14 protein-coding genes are annotated in these 16,978 nt (G+C 48.5%); all 14 read left to right on the plus strand.

Translation table 11 applies throughout. From position 1 onward, the window contains the following. Nucleotides 1-13: 13 nt before the first annotated feature. The 14 genes from C805_RS13945 to C805_RS14010 all read left to right on the plus strand — a co-directional run bounded on the left by C805_RS13945 (nt 14) and on the right by C805_RS14010 (nt 16,922). A complete protein-coding gene (locus C805_RS13945; RefSeq protein WP_016214504.1) occupies nt 14-574 on the plus strand; it encodes a V-type ATP synthase subunit E in 561 nt (186 codons plus the stop codon). Continuing rightward, nucleotides 571-2,337, plus strand: a complete 1,767-nt coding sequence (locus tag C805_RS13950) for a V-type ATP synthase subunit A (RefSeq protein ID WP_016214505.1) — start codon at nt 571-573, stop codon at nt 2,335-2,337. Before C805_RS13945 ends, C805_RS13950 begins: the two co-directional genes overlap by 4 nt. A gap of 10 nt (nt 2,338-2,347) precedes the next feature. Continuing rightward, complete coding sequence (locus tag C805_RS13955; protein ID WP_016214506.1) at nt 2,348-3,715, plus strand: V-type ATP synthase subunit B; 1,368 nt, start codon at nt 2,348-2,350, stop codon at nt 3,713-3,715. Between the two features lie 10 nt (nt 3,716-3,725). Further along, on the plus strand, nt 3,726-4,343 hold the full coding sequence (locus C805_RS13960) for a V-type ATP synthase subunit D (protein ID WP_016214507.1): 618 nt from the start codon (nt 3,726-3,728) through the stop codon (nt 4,341-4,343). A 42-nt stretch (nt 4,344-4,385) separates the two neighbouring features. Continuing rightward, a complete protein-coding gene (locus tag C805_RS13965; RefSeq protein WP_016214508.1) occupies nt 4,386-5,333 on the plus strand; it encodes an AAA family ATPase in 948 nt (315 codons plus the stop codon). 9 nt (nt 5,334-5,342) lie between these two features. Further along, entirely contained in the window at nt 5,343-6,425 is a 1,083-nt protein-coding gene (locus C805_RS13970) for a DUF58 domain-containing protein (protein WP_016214509.1), read from the plus strand. 11 nt (nt 6,426-6,436) lie between these two features. Further along, the gene (locus C805_RS13975; RefSeq protein WP_016214510.1) at nt 6,437-8,950 is read left to right on the plus strand and encodes a transglutaminase-like domain-containing protein; all 2,514 of its coding nucleotides are present in this window, start codon (nt 6,437-6,439) and stop codon (nt 8,948-8,950) included. 131 nt (nt 8,951-9,081) lie between these two features. Next, nucleotides 9,082-10,290, plus strand: coding sequence for an NADP-dependent isocitrate dehydrogenase (locus C805_RS13980; protein ID WP_016214511.1), 1,209 nt, complete (start codon nt 9,082-9,084; stop codon nt 10,288-10,290). A 13-nt stretch (nt 10,291-10,303) separates the two neighbouring features. After that, nucleotides 10,304-12,211, plus strand: coding sequence for a ribosomal protection-like ABC-F family protein (gene abc-f, locus C805_RS13985; protein WP_016214512.1), 1,908 nt, complete (start codon nt 10,304-10,306; stop codon nt 12,209-12,211). A gap of 142 nt (nt 12,212-12,353) precedes the next feature. After that, nucleotides 12,354-12,998: a redox-sensing transcriptional repressor Rex gene (locus C805_RS13990; protein WP_016214513.1), complete on the plus strand. Its 645-nt coding sequence runs from the start codon at nt 12,354-12,356 to the stop codon at nt 12,996-12,998. A gap of 4 nt (nt 12,999-13,002) precedes the next feature. Beyond that, nucleotides 13,003-13,629, plus strand: a complete 627-nt coding sequence (locus tag C805_RS13995) for a hypothetical protein (RefSeq protein ID WP_016214514.1) — start codon at nt 13,003-13,005, stop codon at nt 13,627-13,629. Nucleotides 13,630-13,736: 107 nt separating this feature from the next. After that, a complete protein-coding gene (locus C805_RS14000; protein WP_016214515.1) occupies nt 13,737-15,284 on the plus strand; it encodes a bifunctional ADP-dependent NAD(P)H-hydrate dehydratase/NAD(P)H-hydrate epimerase in 1,548 nt (515 codons plus the stop codon). Nucleotides 15,285-15,288: 4 nt separating this feature from the next. Next, nucleotides 15,289-16,458, plus strand: coding sequence for an alanine racemase (gene alr, locus C805_RS14005; RefSeq protein WP_016214516.1), 1,170 nt, complete (start codon nt 15,289-15,291; stop codon nt 16,456-16,458). Between the two features lie 116 nt (nt 16,459-16,574). Further along, a complete protein-coding gene (locus C805_RS14010) occupies nt 16,575-16,922 on the plus strand; it encodes a type II toxin-antitoxin system PemK/MazF family toxin (protein ID WP_016214517.1) in 348 nt (115 codons plus the stop codon). Nucleotides 16,923-16,978 lie beyond the last annotated feature (56 nt).

Genomic DNA, 16,978 nt, shown 5'->3' on the forward strand with positions numbered 1-16,978 from the left:
AGGAGGCAGAGGAATGCAGATAAAGGAAAAGCTGGAGGTGTTTCAGAAGTTTACCATCAACGTGGCAAACAGTGAAAGCGAGGCCATGATTCAGGAATACCGGGAATCCTGTGAGAAAGAACTGGAGGAATACCGGAAAAGCAGACAGGCAGAGATGGAACACAGATTCCAGATAGAAGAAATCAAAATTCGCAGGCAGGTAAGGAAAAAAGTATCGGAGGAATCCATACGCCAGAAAAGGCTTCTGGATAACTGCAGGCAGGAGTGGAAGAAAAAGCTGATGGAGCGGGTACAGGAACTGCTGACAGAGTATCAGCAGACAGAAGACTATCAGAATTATCTGACAGCTAAGATCAGAATGGCAAAAAAAGTGGCCGGTACGGAAGAGGTCATTATCTATATCAATCCCTCCGATGCAGACAAGAAGGAAGAACTGGAAAAGCAGACAGGGGCGCAGCTGACTGTCAGCACGCTGGATTTCGGCGGAGGAATCCGTGCGGTCATTCGTTCCAGAAATATTCTGATTGATGAATCCTTTGTGACGAAATTAGAGCAGGAGGAGACTTATCTATGAATATAACAGGTAAAATATATGGAATCAACGGGCCGATTATTACCATAAAAGGCAACCTGGGATTTAAAATGTCAGAGATGGTCTATGTGGGAGAACACCGTCTGGTAGGAGAAGTGATTGGACTGACCAAAGAGCAGACTACCATTCAGGTATTTGAAGAAACTACGGGACTGCGGCCCGGAGAACTGGTGGAAGGGGCCGGAAGGGCCCTGTGCGTTACCCTTGCACCAGGCATTATCACCAATATTTTTGATGGAATAGAACGTCCCCTGCAATTAATCGGACAGCAGGCCGGTGCCTATATCCCCAGAGGCGTCAGTGTGGATTTACTGGACCGGGAGAAAAAATGGGAGACGAAAATCACTGTAAAACCGGGAGACGTGGTTATCGGAGGAACGGTCATTGCCGAAGTGCCGGAAACGCCGGCCATTGTGCATAAGGTGATGGTGCCGCCGGATCTGGAAGGCACAGTGGTAAGGACTGTGGAAAACGGAACTTACACCATAGAAGAAACACTGGTGGTTATCCGTCGCCAGGACGGAGAAGAGAAAGAGCTTACCATGACCCAGCAGTGGCCCATCCGTATTCCAAGGCCTGTTCAGAAACGTTATCCTGCGGACAGGCTTCTGGTGACGGGGCAGCGTATTCTGGACACGCTGTTTCCCATAGCAAAGGGGGGAACTGCGGCCATTCCGGGGGGATTCGGAACAGGCAAAACCATGACCCAGCATCAGCTTGCCAAGTGGTCGGATGCAGATATTATTATCTACATTGGCTGCGGGGAGCGGGGAAACGAGATGACCAACGTGCTGGAGGAATTTTCTCATCTGGTGGATCCGAAAACAGGAAATCTTCTGATGGACCGGACCACGCTGATTGCCAATACCTCCAATATGCCGGTGGCGGCCCGTGAGGCAAGTATCTACACCGGACTGACTCTGGCAGAATATTACCGTGATATGGGGTATCATGTGGCTATTATGGCAGATTCCACCTCCCGGTGGGCGGAGGCTCTGCGCGAGCTTTCCGGACGACTGGAAGAAATGCCGGCAGAAGAAGGATTTCCGGCTTATCTGGCTTCCAGGCTGTCTGCATTCTATGAGCGGGCGGGATATGTGGAAAACCTGAATGGAACTGACGGAAGCGTAACGATTATCGGTGCGGTTTCTCCCCAGGGCGGGGATTTTTCCGAACCTGTCACCCAGAATACCAAACGGTTTGTCCGCTGTTTTCTGGCGTTGGACAAATCTCTGGCTTATGCGAGACATTATCCTGCCATTAACTGGCTCACCAGCTATACGGAGTATCTCAATGACCTGGAGGACTGGTATGTGACCAACGTGGGGGCAGACTACATTCCCTGTCGGAATGAAATGCTGAATATCCTCACCACGGAAAGCCGGCTGAATGAGATTGTAAAACTGATTGGAAGCGACGTGCTGCCCGACGATCAGAAGCTGATTCTGGAGATTGCAAGGGTGATACGTCTGGGATTTCTGCAGCAGAATGCCTTTCATGCGGAAGATACTTTTGTACCGCTGGAAAAACAGCTCCAGATGATGAAAGTTATTCTGTACCTCTATGAAAAGTGCAGAGAACTGATTGAAATGGGAATGCCCATGGCGCTGCTTCGGGAGGACCGGATTTTTGAAAAAATTATTGCCGTGAAATATGATGTGGCAAATAAGGATTTATATAAATTCGAAGAATACCGGCAGATGATTGACAGATTCTACCGTCGCCTGCTGGAAACCAATGCATAGGAGGGTGGATATGTCAATTGAATATTTAGGATTAAGTGAAATCAACGGCCCCCTGATTGCACTGGAAGGGGTACGCGATGCGTTTTACGAAGAGATGGTGGAATTTGTGGTGGAAGGCGGCCGCCGGAAAAAGGGAAGAATTATTGCGGTGGACGAAGACAAGGCAGTTATCCAGGTATTTGACAATACGGATGAAATGTCTCTGAAAAACACCCACACCAGATTAAGCGGACATCCCATGGAAATCGGTCTGTCTCTGGACATTCTGGGACGTACCTTTAACGGGCTGGGAGAGCCCATTGACGGTCTTGGAAAAATCAATCCGGAAGTGACACTGGATGTAAACGGACTGCCCTTAAATCCCTGTGTCAGAGAATATCCCAGAAATTATATCCAGACCGGAGTTTCCGCTATTGACTGTCTGACTACGTTAATCCGGGGACAGAAACTCCCTATTTTCTCAGGAAACGGACTGCCCCATGACCAGCTTGCGGCACAGATTGTGGAGCAGGCTTCTCTGGGAGAAGGATCGGACGAAGAATTCGGTATTGTGTTTGCCGCCATGGGAGTGAAATACGATGTGGCAGAATTTTTCCGCCGGAAGTTTGAGGACAGCGGCGTAAGTTCTCATGTGACCATGTTTCTGAATCTGTCTAATGACCCGGTGGCAGAACGTCTGATTACGCCGAAGGTGGCACTGACAGCAGCGGAATATCTGGCCTTTGAGAAGGATATGCATATTCTGGTGATTCTCACAGATATGACTTCCTATGCGGAGGCCATGCGGGAGGTATCCGCTTCCAAAGGAGAAATCCCCAGCAGGAAAGGCTATCCTGGGTACCTCTACAGTGAACTGGCCACTCTTTATGAACGGGCCGGGATTGTGCAGGGCCGGAAGGGAAGCGTAACGCAGATTCCCATTCTCACCATGCCAAACGACGACATCACCCACCCGATTCCGGATCTGACCGGATATATTACTGAGGGACAGATTGTGCTGGAGCGATCCCTTCACCAGAAAAACGTCTATCCCCCCATCAATGTACTGCCTTCCCTGTCACGTCTGATGAAGGATGGAATTGGTGCGGAATATACCAGGGAAGACCATCAGGATGTGGCAAACCAGCTTTTTTCTTCCTATGCCCGCGTGGGAGAGGCAAGAGATCTGGCAAGCGTAATCGGAGAGGATGAGCTTTCAGAAACAGATAAGAAATACCTTCAGTTCGGCGTGAAATTTGAACAGGAGTTTGTGGCTCAGGGAGACAGCGAGAACCGTACCATTGAAGAAACACTGGATATCGGCTGGCGCCTGCTGCACATTCTGCCCAAAGAAGAATTGGATCGTATTGATACGAAAATATTAGAAAAACACTGGTGAGGTGACCTGAATGGATCCGAATACATTTCCAACCAAAGGTAATTTAATACTTGCCAAAAATTCTCTGGCCCTGTCCCGTCAGGGCTATGAACTGATGGATAAGAAACGGAATATCCTGATTCGCGAGCTGATGGATCTGATTGAACAGGCCACGGATATTCAGCGGGAAATTGACGTGACCTTTACCAGTGCCTATCAGGCTCTGCAGAAAGCAAATATTCAGATGGGAATCCATGAGGTGGAGGCCTTAAGCCAGAGCGTACCGGTGGAAAATTCCATTTCCATTAAGCGCCGGAGCGTTATGGGAGCAGAGATTCCCAAAGTGGAATACGAGAAACAGGAGATGAAACCCACCTATCCGTTTTACGGTACGAAGATGTCTCTGGATGAAGCCTGTGAGCAATTCCAGAAAGTGAAGGAGCTTACCATACGTCTGGCCCAGATCGAGACTGCCGCCTACCGTCTTGCCTACAACATCAAGAAAACCCAGAAACGGGCCAATGCACTGCAGAATATTACTATTCCCAAATATGAAATGCTTTCCAAAAGTATCCAGAGCGCTCTGGAGGAAAAAGAGAGGGAAGAATTTACCAGGCTCAAAGTCATCAAACGGATGAAAAGCCGCTGATGGCCAGGTATGATTTTTCCTGCGGGAAGAAAGGGCGGAAAGATGGAAAGAGAGACTTATACGGAGCAGATTCCTGCATTTGAAGTGATTCATGAAATAAAGAAAGCGATTATCGGAAAAGACGACTGTATTGTAAAAACGGTGACGGCTGTTCTGGCAGGGGGCCATATTCTGTTGAACGACATTCCGGGAGTAGGGAAAACCACCCTTGCCATGGCTCTGTCAAAATCCATGTCCCTTAAGCAGAACCGGGTACAGTTTACACCCGATGTGCTGCCCTCGGATCTGGTGGGATTTTCCATTTATCAGAAGGAGACGGGGAAATTTGTCTATCAGCCGGGCAGCGTTATGTGCAACCTGCTTCTAGCGGATGAAATCAACCGGACGTCTCCAAAGACCCAGTCTGCCCTTCTGGAGGTGATGGAGGAACAGAAAGTTACGGTAGACGGGGTCAGCCGGGAGGTTCCCAGTCCGTTTATTGTGATAGCCACCCAGAATCCCTTTGGAAGCGCCGGAACCTGGATGCTGCCGGAAGCTCAGCTTGACCGTTTTATGATCTGCCTTCGGCCTGGATATCCTGATATGGAAGATGAAATCAGAATTCTGAAAGGCAGACAGTTAAAAGAAGAAGTACAGGCGGTGATTTCCGGAGAAGAACTGCTTCGGATGCGCAAAAAAGCAGATGAAGTATTTGTTCAGGAGGAAATTTACCGCTATGTGGGGGAACTGGTACACCGTACCCGTACCCATGCCATGATAGATCTGGGTATTAGCCCAAGAGGCGCCATTCATATTCTGCAGATGGCCAAATCCCTTGCATTTTTAAGACAGAGAGATTATGCGGTGCCGGAGGACGTGAAAGATGTGTTTCCCTGTGTCTGCGTTCACAGAATTATTCTGAATGCAAAGGCAAGAGCGGCCCATATGGATGAAGAACAGATTTTAGGGGAAATACTGAAAGAAATCTCTCCGCCGAAAGCAGTGAAATAAGGTGATACAATGAGAAACTTTTTTCTGTATGTACCTGTGGGGGCAGGTATGGTTTACGCGGCAATTCTTTATAACAGCAGAGGACTTCTGACACTGGCCGGGGCGGCAATGCTGCTGCCGCCTTTTTTCTTATGTATGCTGTGGTCTGTGCGGAGGCATCTGGAGGGCAGAATTACTGTCTCTCTCTTGCCTGGGACAGGAGATTACCGCATCCGATTTTGCCTTGAAAATAAAAGTCCTTTTTATCTGCCGGATATCCGTATGAAAATCTTACTGAAAAATAAAGGGAATGGGAAGAAGCATAAGATCAGGCTTGCCGGTGATGTCTGCCCAGGACAAAAAGCAGAACTGACGGGAATATTTCAGAGCCCGGAGTTCGGTCTGTGGCAGGCAGAGTGCAGGAAATGTTTCTGCTATGACTGCCTGGGGCTGTTCCGTCTGAAAAAAGAATGGAAGGAAACGCTGCAGTTTATGGTGTTTCCTTCCTGTTATGAGACAAATCTCAAAGTGGGAATCCGCACCAGATTATTTCAGTCAGACAGTTCCTGGTATCATCCCCGAACCGGAGGAGATGATCCCGCAGAAGTTCTGAAACTGCGGGAATACCGCAGAGGCGACCGGATGAACCAGATTCACTGGAAGCTGTCAGCCAAAAATGAAGAATTGATTGTGGCGGAAACAAGTATGCCCATGGGTTGTAATGTGGTGGTTTTTCTGGATGTGGATACGGGGAAAATGGACAGAAAAACAGGAATTGCCTGCTGGGAGGTGCTGCACACCCTTTCTCAGGAAATGGTGAATCAGGAGTGCTTTCATTTTCTGGTGTGGTATGAAAAAGAAACCGGCAGACTGCGGCGCAGAGCCATCCGGGAGCAGGAGGACTTAACGGAATTCTGGAATGAAATCCTGCAGCATGAAACAGGACGCTGTCTGTTTTTACAGGAATACGAACAGGAGTTTCGGGGAGAATCCTTTGCATCAGTGATATTGTGGAAGCAGGAGCTGGAATTATATGTGAATGACAGATTTCTGATTCAGATCATACCGGAACAGGTGAAAAGGCAGCTGCTGGAGCTGGAACTGATAGTGTAACAGGGCAGAGTATGACAGCACTGTTTCAGGTCGGCCTCAAAAGCCGGCTGTATGGATGTCATGCAGGAAAGGCAGAAGAAATGGCAAAGGTTTTGACAGAAAACAAACGTGAGAAGATACCGGCAGTCCGTGGGATTTATACGGCAATCTGTCTGTTTTTTGTGCTGTCTGGAGCGTTTCTGTGGGGGAAGAAACTTCTGGCTGCAGAGGTAACGCCGATGGTTCTGGTGCTGACGGCTGGAGGCCTTTCTCTCTGCCTGGAAATTTTATATCTGGGAAAAAAACAGAAAATTTTTCTCAGTCTGGTGTTTTTCCTTCTTTTTGGCTTTGTGGTTATCCGTGAGGGTTTCGCGTTGGCGGAAGGGGTAAAAGAACTGGCCAATCGTTTTCTGGAGCTGATTAATCTATATCAGAGAACGGATTTTCTGCTGTGGTATGTGGAAGGAAAAAGCAGCGGAGCAGAGCAGGCGTTTCTGTTGCTGTGTATTTTCCTGGGATTTTTGGAAGTGCTGCTGGTATCCTGTGCCGGAAAAAAATGGAGCCGGAACCTGTCAGTTCTGTGTCTTCCCGTGCTGACGGGGGCAGTGGGATTTCTGGCAGGAAAATCTCCTTCTCAGGAAGGCATGGTGCTGATACTGGCAGGATTTCTGGCTTTACAGCCAGAGCCAGGGAAAAAAGGTACAATGCCAATGGCTGCAGGCATGGGAGTGCTCATTGGAATTGCCGCTGCATTTTCCGTCAGCGGTAAAGGAGACCAGATTTTAGCCAGATATCATAAATCCTGGCTGGAACGTCAGCTTCGACTGGAAAATCAGATGCTGGAGAGGGTCAGGCAACTGGGAGCCGGGGAGTTTTTTTTCAGGAACCAGGAGCAGCCGGAATACACCCTGGATAACGAAGAACCCAGGCAGACCGGGGCAGAGATCTTTCATATAACAGTGGACAGGGTCCCGGAACAGCCCGCTTATATCCGGGGATTTATCGGGGGAGATTACAGCGGAAAAAGCTGGGAAAAGGTATCCCGGCAGGAATTCTCTGACTGGGCGGGGAGTTTTGGAAAGCCGGTGCAGGACTGCCAGGAGGCAGTTCAGAATTTTTCCTGTGAACAGTTAAAAAAAATGTCGGAGGAGACAGGGCTGAAATCTCAGAACGTGACCATAAAATTGAAAGAGCCGGCAGAGAGTTATATGCTGATTCCCTATTATACCAGAATTTCAGGGGAACGGTATGTGGAAGGAGATGGTTCTCTGGCTCCCAGGAAACAGAAGGAACTTCAGTGGGAGAGTTTTCTGACTTTGACAAGCTGGCAGCGGGATGGGGCGGCGGCTTTCCAGGAGAAAAATCCATCAGGGGAAATCTGGGAACAGTATCAGTCCTATGTACAGAAGACTTATACCCGTCTTCCGGAACAGGGGCTGAAACGGCTGAGAGCTCTGGCGGATGGTTTTGACAGAGAATCTTTTCGCGTTCTTTATCCGGAATCTGATGATTACGGAGCGTCCCTTTCCCAGGAAGATTTTTCAGGAGGGCTGATGAGGGCGGCCTGGCAGGTACAAAACCGGATGTGGAAGGATACTTATTACAGCTGGGATCTGGAGCCTGTGCCGGAAGGAAAGGATTTCGCAGAATATTTTCTGCTGGAACAGAAAAAGGGATACTGTGTGCATTACGCCACAGCCGGAACGCTGCTGCTTCGGATGTGCGGCATTCCGGCCCGGTATGTGAGCGGATATATTGTGTTTCCGGAGGATTTTCAAAAGAATAAAGACGGCACCTGGACCGCCAGAGTGACAGACCGGCGGGGCCATGCCTGGACAGAAATTTTTCAGAAGGGACTGGGGTTTCTTCCCGTGGAAATGACGCCGCCTGCCTATACGGATCTGCTGGCAGAGGTGAGATCAGAAGAAGATATGAAAGAGACGCTGCAGCAGCTGGACCGGCAGGAGGAATCTGTTAAAAAGCAGGAAGAAGAACGGAAAAAGGAGATGGATATTCCAAAAGAGCAGCCTGCCAAAAATCAGCAGCAGGAAGAACCTCAGAATCAAAGACAGAATCCAAAACCTGAGGATACTGCCAAAAATACCAAAATACCGGAAAAATCAGGTCTGACAGATGCAGAAAAGGGAAGGACTGCAATGGCTGCCTCAGCTTCTCTGGCGGGAGGAGGAACTCTGTTTTTTCTGCTGTGGTGTCTGAAAAAGAGCAGACGCAGGAAACGACAGGCAGCTTTCTTTCAGGAAGACCGCGCCCAGGGGGCACTTGCCATGGGAAAGGCCATGAAACCTATGCTGAAAAGTCTGGGACTGGAACAGAAGCTGCCGGGAGAACTGGAATACGCTGCATTTCTGGAAGAGAAGCTGCCGGGCATGGGCTGGCGCCGGGGGATGTTCCTGCTTCAGAAATCAGCATTTTCCCGACAGGGAATTACGGATGTGGAATTTCAGGAAGTGGAAAAACTGTATGGGAATCTGGTGCAGAAGGTTCTGGAGGAAAAAGGAAGACTCTGGAAGTGGTTTCTGACATAAGACTGCCAGTTGACGGAGAGAAAATTTTCCTTGACAGAAAAACCCATAAATGTGTACAATTATCAAAGATTTTATATATGGCCGGAAGCAGCATTTCAGGCTGCAGCAGGACAAAGACAGGAGGAACCACTATGGAAAAAATTAATATGACAACACCTCTGGTAGAGATGGACGGAGACGAAATGACCCGTATTCTCTGGAAAATGATTAAAGATGAACTGATTTGCCCTTTTGTGGATTTAAAGACAGAATATTATGATCTGGGTCTGGAACACCGGAATGAGACGGACGACCAGGTGACCTTTGATTCTGCCAGCGCCACAAAAAAATACGGTGTGGCAGTGAAATGTGCCACAATTACTCCAAACGCGGCCCGTATGACGGAATATAACCTAAAGCAGATGTGGAAGAGTCCCAACGGAACTATCCGTGCCATTCTGGACGGAACGGTATTTCGGGCTCCCATTACAGTTAAGGGCATTGAGCCCTGTGTAAGGAACTGGAAAAAACCAATCACCATTGCCCGTCATGCCTACGGGGATGTGTACAAAGCCAGTGAAATGAAAATTCCGGGGCCTGGAAAGTGCGAGCTGGTATACACCGGGGAAGATGGAAGGGAAACCAGAGAATTAATCCATGAGTTTGCCGGAGCTGGTATTGTACAGGGACAGCATAACCTGAACGAGTCCATTGAGAGCTTTGCAAGAAGCTGCTTTAATTTTGCACTGGATACGAAACAGGATTTGTGGTTTGCCACAAAAGACACTATTTCCAAGAAGTATGACCATACCTTTAAAGATATTTTCCAGGATATCTACGATAAGGAATACGATGAAAAATTCAAGGCAGCAGGCATAGAGTATTTCTATACCCTGATTGACGATGCTGTGGCGCGTATCATGAAAGCGGAAGGCGGTTTTATCTGGGCATGCAAAAATTATGACGGAGACGTTATGAGCGATATGGTAAGCTCTGCTTTCGGTTCCCTTGCCATGATGACTTCCGTACTGGTATCTCCGGAAGGCTACTATGAGTATGAGGCGGCCCATGGTACGGTGCAGCGTCATTACTATAAACATTTAAAGGGAGAAGAAACCTCCACCAACTCAGTGGCTACGATTTTTGCATGGACAGGCGCTCTTCGCAAACGTGGAGAACTGGACAGCCTGCCGGAACTTTCCGCATTTGCGGACAAGCTGGAACAGGCCTGCCTTTCCACCATTGAATCTGGAAAAATGACGAAAGACCTGGCTCTGATTACAACACTGGAACATCCCACAGTATTAAACAGCGAGGGATTTATCAAAGCAATCCGGGAGACGCTGGAGGGGTTGCTGTAAAGGAGAGAGAACGATGATTTTAGCCTGCCAGAATATCAGCAAAGCCTTTGGCACCGATGAAATCATACAACATGCGTCCTTTCATATAGAAGAAAATGAGAAGGCGGCAATTGTAGGCATTAACGGAGCAGGAAAGACCACCCTGCTTCGTATCATTATGGGAGAACTGGAGGCGGACCAGGGAGAAGTGATACTTGCAAAAAACAGGACCATCGGCTATCTGCCCCAGAACCCGGATATTGCCGGAAACCGTACTGTTTATGAGGAGGTTCTTTCTGCCAGAGACGATCTGACTGCCATGCAGCAGGAACTGATTGAAATGGAGCAAAGTATGAGCAGCCTGCAGGGAGAAGAACTGGAAAAGCTGATGGATACTTATAACCGCCGGAATCTGGAATTTGAACAGAGAGGCGGAGCTTCCTATAAAAGTGAAATTACCGGCGTGCTGAAAGGGCTGGGATTTACGGAAGAGGAATTCGGGAAACATATGCAGACTCTGTCCGGCGGCCAGCGCACCAGAGTGTGTCTGGGAAAACTGCTGGTGACAAGGCCGGATGTGATTCTGCTGGATGAGCCCACCAACCATCTGGATATCGGTTCTATTACCTGGCTGGAAACCTTTCTTTTGAATTACAGAGGAGCGGTGGTTATTGTAAGCCATGACCGCTATTTTCTGGACAGGGTGGTGCGCAAAGTGGTGGAACTGGACCGCAGCCAGGTATCGGTCTTTTCCGGTAATTACAGCGATTATGCCGTAAAAAAAGCTCAGGTGCGGGAAGCTCAGCTGAAACAGTATTACAATCAGCAGCGGGAAATCAGGCATCAGGAGGAAGTCATTGCAAAACTGAAATCTTTCAACCGGGAGAAATCCATCCGGCGGGCGGAGAGCCGGGAAAAAATGCTGGATAAAATAGAGCGGCTGGAGAAGCCTGTGGAAGAAAACACAGATATCCATCTGAATCTGGAGCCCAGGACAGTTAGCGGAAATGATGTTCTTTCCGTGGAACACCTTGCCAAATCCTATCCCGGACAGAGACTTTTTAAGGATTTGTTTTTTGAATTGAAACGAGGCGAACGGGTGGCCCTGATTGGCGATAACGGAACGGGAAAAACCACAATCCTGAAAATCATCAACGAGATGGTGGAGGCGGACCAGGGCACAGTGAAGCTGGGAACCAACGTGCATATCGGGTATTACGACCAGGAACATCAGGTACTTCATCCGGAAAAAACACTGGTGGAGGAAATCTCAGATGCTTATCCGGACTTGACCAACACGGAAATCCGGAACGTACTGGCAGCCTTTCTTTTTACCGGGGATGAGGTGTTTAAGCGGATTTCGGAACTGAGCGGCGGAGAGCGGGGACGGGTATCTCTGGCGAAGCTGATGCTTTCGGAGGCTAATTTTCTGATACTGGACGAGCCCACCAACCATCTGGATATTACTTCAAAAGAAATCCTGGAGCAGGCGTTAAACCATTATACCGGGACTGTACTTTTTGTGTCTCATGACCGATATTTTATTAATAAAACAGCAACCAGAATTCTGGACCTGACGGGGGAAACCCTGGTAAATTACATCGGCAATTACGACTATTATCTGGAAAAATGCAGGGAGCTGACCAGGATTTATGCACCGGAAAAGGAAGCACAGCAGAAAGCGGAGCCTGTAAGCAGCAGCAAAGCAGACTGGAAACAGATGAAAGAAGAACAGGCCAGGCAGCGGAAGCTGGAAAATGACAGAAAACGCACAGAGGAACAGATTGAAGAGACGGAACAGCGGATTCAGGAGCTGGAAGAGGCTTTTTCGGACAGCGAAATTGCTACCAATTCGGCCAGACTGCAGGAACTCCATCAGGAATATCAGGAAAAACAGAAAGAGCTGGAACACTTATATGAACAGTGGGAGGCTCTGATGTAAGGCGGAGGCAGAAAGAATCGCTCCGTGGTTCGTACTGAGGCGGCAGGCACAGGTGCGTTAAAATTTTCACACATTGACATCTGTTATCCCATTTATTATAATAAAACAGGAGAGAAGCCGGCGCAGAGCAGGAGGAAAATAAATGGAAAAAGAAATATCACAGGCGGTTGTCCGCAGAATGCCCAGGTATTACCGATATCTGGGAGAACTTCTGGACGATGGGGTGGAGCGGATTTCCTCCAATGAACTTAGTACGAGAATGCGTGTCACTGCTTCCCAGATTCGACAGGATCTGAATAATTTCGGCGGCTTTGGCCAGCAGGGATATGGCTATAATGTAAAATACCTCTATGATGAAATCGGCAAAATTCTGGGAATCAACCATCAGCATAATATCATTGTGGTGGGGGCCGGAAATCTGGGCCAGGCGCTTGCCAATTATATCAGGTTTGAAAAAAGAGGCTTTGTGATTATCGGCCTGTTTGATGTGAATCCCGCCCTGAAAGGGATTTCCGTCAGAGGGATTAAAGTGCGGATGATGGAAGAACTGGAGGAATTTCTTAAGGAAAACCAGGTGGATATTGCCGCCCTTACCCTGCCCAAGGAAAAAGCCGACCAGGTGGCAAATATGCTGGTGCGCCTTGGAATCAACGCCATCTGGAATTTCGCGCATCTGGATCTGGAACTGCCGGAACATGTGGTAGTGGAGAATGTGCATCTTTCTGACAGTCTGATGCAGTTATCTTACAACATTGCCAAACAACGAAAACCAAAAGATAAGAAGTGATAGAATGGGGAAAAGAAAAAAAACGGACCATGGATTTGACGTGATCGTACAGGAGAAAAATCTTCCTCCGCTGGTACTGGATCAGAAATGGCATCAGCTGTTTTCAGAAGACGGAAAACCTGCAAAAATTGCCAGACTGGAACAGAAAGTCAGCGGCCATCTGTCGAGGCAGGGTCATTTGAATCAGGAAAAGAAGGATTTAAAAGCGCTGAAAAACAAACTGATGAAAAATATTGTGGCAAATATGGATGAAATCGGGGAAGAGGGGCAGGAAACCCCAAGGCTGCAGGAGAACAGAAGGCTGATTACGGAAATCAATCAGCGCATGGAGGCCTGCCGGCAGGAACTGGAGGATTTGCAGGACCTGATGCAGACGGACAACGAGCAGCTTATGATTGAGACCATGGAATACTGTTACGGTATTATGAGCAGCAACGAGGCGGAACGGGAAGAACTTGCTGACTGGATTGTGAGAACCCGTGTGGAACTGAAGAAAAAGATCATACGCAAGGACATCATTGAAGATAAGAACCGGGAAATCTATACTTATCTCCATGATGTATTCGGAGGCCAGGTAATCGGGGCCTTTGATTTGAAGTATGGAGATGAATATAAAAAAGCGAAGAAATAGAAGACAGTCCTGGCAGAGCCGGCCAGGGGTGTCTTTTTATCAACGGGGAAAATTTGTTTTGCGATTTGGCAGGCCCGTAAAACGGGCAGCATTACAGGAGGAAAGGTATGAAAATTCTGGTTGATGGAAAACAGATGAAACAGTGTGACAAAAACACCATGGAACATTTCAAAATTCCGTCGCTGGTACTGATGGAGCGGGCGGCACTGGAAACCACGGAAGAAATTATATCCTGTTTTCCAGGGAAAGAGCAGGTTTCTGTTCTGGTGGTCTGCGGATACGGCAATAATGGCGGGGACGGGCTGGCCATTGTGCGTATGCTCTGGCAGAAAGGGTATGATGTTGCAGCAGTAATGCCGGAGGAAGGGCGTCCGTCCCAGGAAACCGCAGCCCAGCTGGAAATTCTGGATGCTTTTGGAATTGCAGTCGGCCATGAACTGCCGAAACGGGATTTTGACGTGATTGTGGACGCGCTGTTTGGCATTGGGCTCAGCAGAAATCCGGAGGGGATTTACAGGGAATACATCACGGAAATGAACGGATTAAAGGGGCTGAAAATTGCTGTGGATATTCCCTCCGGTGTGCATGCAGATACCGGCGCAGTGATGGGGACAGCTTTTCGGGCAGACAAAACCATTACCTTTGCCTTTGCCAAACCGGGACTTTTGCTGTATCCGGGCGCCGCCTGTGCCGGAACCGTTCTGGTGAAAGATATCGGCATCGGGAAACAGAGTTTTCTGGAAGAAAAACCTTCCCTGTATTGTATGGAAAAGAAAGATTTAAGCAGGCTTCCCAGGCGCAGGCCTGATTCCAATAAGGGGACTTATGGAAAGGTACTGACGGTGGCAGGCCATAAAAATATGGCCGGGGCGGCTTTTCTGAGTGCAAAGGCCGCTTATGTGACAGGCGCAGGCCTTGTGCGGGTGTTTACGGAAGAATCCAACCGGATAATTTTGCAGCAGCTTCTGCCGGAAGCCATTCTCACTACCTTTGAGGGCACAAAATTTCTGCCGGAGCTTTTGCCGGAGGCGCTGCACTGGCCTTCTGTGATTGTGGCAGGGCCGGGGCTTGGCACCGGAAAAACAGCCAGAAAGCTGGTCAGGCTGGTCTTAAAGTATGCAGAGGCTCCGGTGATTCTGGATGCCGACGGGCTGAATGTGACAGCAGAGCATCCGGAATGGCTGAAAACGGCGAAAGTTCCGATTATAGTAACACCCCATCCGGGCGAAATGGCCAGGCTGACGGGAAAAAGCATTTCAGATATTCAGAAACAGATTTTACAGGTTGCGCGTGATTTCGCCAGAGAATATAATGTAATATGTGTGCTGAAAGATGCAGGAACTGTAACTGCACTGCCTGACGGGACAGCATGGATTAATACCAGCGGAAATAACGGTATGGCCACAGCAGGTTCCGGTGATGTACTTACGGGTATTCTGGCAGGACTGATTGCCCAGGGAATGTCACCACAGAAAGCTGCGGCCCTGGGGGTGTATCTCCATGGAGCGGCGGCGGACAGGCAGGTATCAGAAACAGGAGCCAGGGCCATGATGGCGCAGGATATTATAGAAGGAACAGCCGCTGTACTCCGGGAATACGATTCAGAGCAGCAGGCAGAAAAGGTTCCGGAATACAGACAGAATGAAAGAAGGTAAAAATATGAAATCATACAGCAGGGTCCATGCAGACGTTAATCTGGATGCAGTGCTCCATAATGTGGCCGGCATGCAGAAAATAATCGGGCCGGACACCAGGATTATGGCAGTCATCAAAACAGATGGATACGGCCACGGAGCGGTTCCCATCGGAAAAGAGCTGGAAGAACTGGAGGTAATCTGGGGATATGCTGTTGCAACGGTGGAAGAAGGGGAAATTCTGCGCAGGCACAGCCTGAAAAAGCCCATACTGGTGCTGGGAGCAGTGTTTCCGGAGCAGTATCAGTCCCTGGCGGATTTGAATATCCGCCCTGCGGTTTACTCTCTGAAACAGGCGCGGGAGCTTTTTGCATTTGCAGCAAAGACTGGAAAAGATATTACCTTTCACATAAAAATTGACACAGGACTGAGCCGCCTTGGATTTCAGGTCACAGCGGAAGCGGCAGATGAAATAGCACAGATTGCAGGTATGCCGCATATGATAGCAGAAGGGGTATTTACACATTTTGCCACATCGGACGCCAGAGACAAGACCATGGCACAGGAACAGATGAATCAGTTTCGGAAAATGACGGAAATGCTGGCTGAGCGGAAGGTATCGGTTCCGGTTCATCACTGTTCTAACAGTGCGGCTATTATTGATCTGCCGCAGGCCAATATGAACCTGGTCCGGGCAGGAATCAGCCTGTACGGTATGTGGCCTTCCGATGAAGTGGAGAAAAAACATCTGGATCTGCAGCCGGTTCTGTCTTTAAAGAGCAGGATTGTGTTTCTGAAAGAGCTGGAGGAAGGCAGAACCATCAGTTACGGAGCAACCTATAAGACGAAGGGCAGTCAGAAAATAGCCACTGTTCCGGTAGGGTATGGGGACGGATATCCCAGAAGCCTTTCTAACCGGGGGTATGTTCTGATTCGCGGCAGGAAGGCTCCCATCTGCGGACGTATCTGTATGGATCAGTTTATGGTGGATGTAACCGGGATTCCGCAGGTACAGGAAGGAGATGTGGTAACTCTGGTGGGTACTGACGGAGAAGAGAGCATTACCATGGAGGAAATCGGGGATTTGTCCGGCCGGTTCAATTATGAATTTGCCTGTGATCTGGGCAGACGCATTCCCAGAGTATACCGGAAAGAAGGGAAAATTACCGAGACCAGAGACTGTTTCGGAGAATAGAATACTTTTGGAATAAACTGTATACACACGAAAAAATTGGGAAGAATAGGAAATGAAATCACAGCCGGATGTTTCGGCAGTGGAAATAACCTATAAAGTTTTGGAGTGTGAGAAAAGTGATTATTCATAGAGGAGATATTTATTATGCGGATCTGCGTCCGGTGGTAGGGTCTGAGCAGGGAGGAATCCGTCCGGTCCTGATTATCCAGAATGATGTGGGAAACCGGCACAGTCCCACGGTAATCTGTGCGGCAATTACCTCTAAGATGAACAAGGCAAAACTTCCCACCCATGTGGAGCTGGAAGCAGGAAAATATGATCTGATGAAAGATTCCGTGGTGCTGTTAGAACAGCTCCGCACAATTGACAAACAGCGTCTGAAGGACAGAGTCTGCCGGCTGGACAGCGATATTTTGAAAAAAGTAGACAGAGCACTTGAAATCAGTTTGGAATTGTATACATAAATCTTGACTAATATACCTTAAAATGGTATATTTCAAGTGTTTGAGAATACAAATGC

This window comes from Eubacterium sp. 14-2, assembly GCF_000403845.2.
In the GTDB taxonomy this organism is placed as follows: domain Bacteria; phylum Bacillota; class Clostridia; order Lachnospirales; family Lachnospiraceae; genus Petralouisia.

What these genes read in the sequence shown, in the direction of transcription:
- C805_RS13945 (WP_016214504.1), top strand. Translation starts at nt 14, where the DNA reads ATGCAGATAAAGGAAAAGCTGGAGGTGTTTCAGAAGTTTACCATCAAC.
- C805_RS13950 (WP_016214505.1), top strand. Translation starts at nt 571, where the DNA reads ATGAATATAACAGGTAAAATATATGGAATCAACGGGCCGATTATTACC.
- C805_RS13955 (WP_016214506.1), top strand. Translation starts at nt 2,348, where the DNA reads ATGTCAATTGAATATTTAGGATTAAGTGAAATCAACGGCCCCCTGATT.
- C805_RS13960 (WP_016214507.1), top strand. Translation starts at nt 3,726, where the DNA reads ATGGATCCGAATACATTTCCAACCAAAGGTAATTTAATACTTGCCAAA.
- C805_RS13965 (WP_016214508.1), top strand. Translation starts at nt 4,386, where the DNA reads ATGGAAAGAGAGACTTATACGGAGCAGATTCCTGCATTTGAAGTGATT.
- C805_RS13970 (WP_016214509.1), top strand. Translation starts at nt 5,343, where the DNA reads ATGAGAAACTTTTTTCTGTATGTACCTGTGGGGGCAGGTATGGTTTAC.
- C805_RS13975 (WP_016214510.1), top strand. Translation starts at nt 6,437, where the DNA reads ATGACAGCACTGTTTCAGGTCGGCCTCAAAAGCCGGCTGTATGGATGT.
- C805_RS13980 (WP_016214511.1), top strand. Translation starts at nt 9,082, where the DNA reads ATGGAAAAAATTAATATGACAACACCTCTGGTAGAGATGGACGGAGAC.
- abc-f (WP_016214512.1), top strand. Translation starts at nt 10,304, where the DNA reads ATGATTTTAGCCTGCCAGAATATCAGCAAAGCCTTTGGCACCGATGAA.
- C805_RS13990 (WP_016214513.1), top strand. Translation starts at nt 12,354, where the DNA reads ATGGAAAAAGAAATATCACAGGCGGTTGTCCGCAGAATGCCCAGGTAT.
- C805_RS13995 (WP_016214514.1), top strand. Translation starts at nt 13,003, where the DNA reads ATGGGGAAAAGAAAAAAAACGGACCATGGATTTGACGTGATCGTACAG.
- C805_RS14000 (WP_016214515.1), top strand. Translation starts at nt 13,737, where the DNA reads ATGAAAATTCTGGTTGATGGAAAACAGATGAAACAGTGTGACAAAAAC.
- alr (WP_016214516.1), top strand. Translation starts at nt 15,289, where the DNA reads ATGAAATCATACAGCAGGGTCCATGCAGACGTTAATCTGGATGCAGTG.